General features: G+C 47.6%; 2 protein-coding genes. Both read right to left on the minus strand.

Going from position 1 to position 1,421, the window contains the following annotated elements:
* On the minus strand, positions 1 to 226 hold a 226-nt coding region (locus C6P11_RS07325), incomplete at its 3' end, for an HAD family hydrolase (protein ID WP_348628398.1).
* 1 nt (position 227) lies between these two features.
* The coding region (locus C6P11_RS07330) for a glycosyl hydrolase family 65 protein (protein ID WP_280950206.1) at positions 228 to 1,421 on the minus strand (1,194 nt) is incomplete at its 5' end.

The following is a 1,421-nucleotide window of genomic DNA, read 5'->3' on the forward strand; positions in this document are numbered from 1 at the left end:
CCTTTTCATCGTGTGTGTAGTCATCTTGCTTGTTACCAGCCTTCAAAATCATCTCAAGGCTGCCCATGCGGTCAATCCCCTTCAATGACTCTTGCAATTCTGGCGTCCAAGTCACGTTTACTTGGTCAGCAAGGGCGTGCCAAGCTTGCGTGTGAAATTTCGCGGTGTCCGTGATGACACCATCCAAGTCAAAGGCAAATCCCTTAATTTCTGAAAACTTCGTCATCTTAGGCCTCCAAAGTTAGCTTTTCACCAGCCAAATCAATCGTCAATGGATCACCAGACAACAATTCGACGTGTGAACCGTTTTGGTCAACAGCGACTGACAACAAGCGACCGCGGAATAGGAAGCGGAAACTGTAGCCTTGCCACTTATCAGGCAAGAATGGGTCAAAGTGCAATTGATCATCGCGGACACGCATGCCAGCAAATCCTTGCACGATTGATAGCCAGGCACCCGTCATTGACGTGATGTGCAACCCGTCTGACGTGTCGTTGTTGTAGTTATCCAAGTCAAGACGTGCTGTACGCTCGTAGAACTCGACACTCTTATCGGCCATCTTCAAGTCAGCAGCGATAATTGAGTGAACAGATGGTGACAATGATGACTCGTGCACCGTGAATGGCTCATAGAATTCATAGTTGTCACGCTTTTGTTGTTCCGTAAAGGCATCTGGGAAGTAGTACATCGCGTGCAATGTATCTGATTGCTTGATGTATGGTGAACGCAAGATACGGTCCCATGACCAGTGTTGGTTAATTGGCAAGTGCTTTGGATCCAAATCACGGACTGGTACCAATTCCTTGTCCAAGAATGTGTCGTGCGCAACAAAGACGTGACGTGGCACACCGTTGACGTCAGTAACGTCCGCTTCAGGCAAGTACATCTTGTCGACAATCTCTTGCCAGTACTTGCGTTCTTCAGCTGTAACGTTCAACTTCGTTTGGAACTCTGGTGCAACCGTGTCGATGTTTTCCAAAGCGTATGACAAGACCCACTTAGCCATCCAGTTAGTGTAGTAGTTGTTGTTGATGTTGTTCTCGTACTCGTTTGGTCCGGTAACACCGTGAATCATGTACGCATCGTTGCGTGCTGAATAGTGCACACGGTCAGCCCAGAAGCGTGCGATACCAATCAACACTTCACTACCCTCGTTTTCAAGCCATGAACGGTCACCCGTCAAGTGCGTGTAGTTGTAGATGGCATAGGCGATCGACGAATTACGGTGGATTTCTTCAAAAGTAATTTCCCACTCGTTGTGTGATTCGATACCATCGAAGGTCACCATTGGGAACAAAGCCCCAGCCAAGTCTTGTTGCTTAGCATTGTGGTAAGCCCCTTCGATTTGTTGATAACGGTACTTCAACAATGACTTCACGACAGCTGGATCAGTAACCCCTAGGTAAACTGGAATGGCAAA

It is taken from the genome of Weissella confusa, assembly GCF_004766315.1.
Taxonomy (GTDB): Bacteria; Bacillota; Bacilli; order Lactobacillales; family Lactobacillaceae; genus Weissella; species Weissella confusa_A.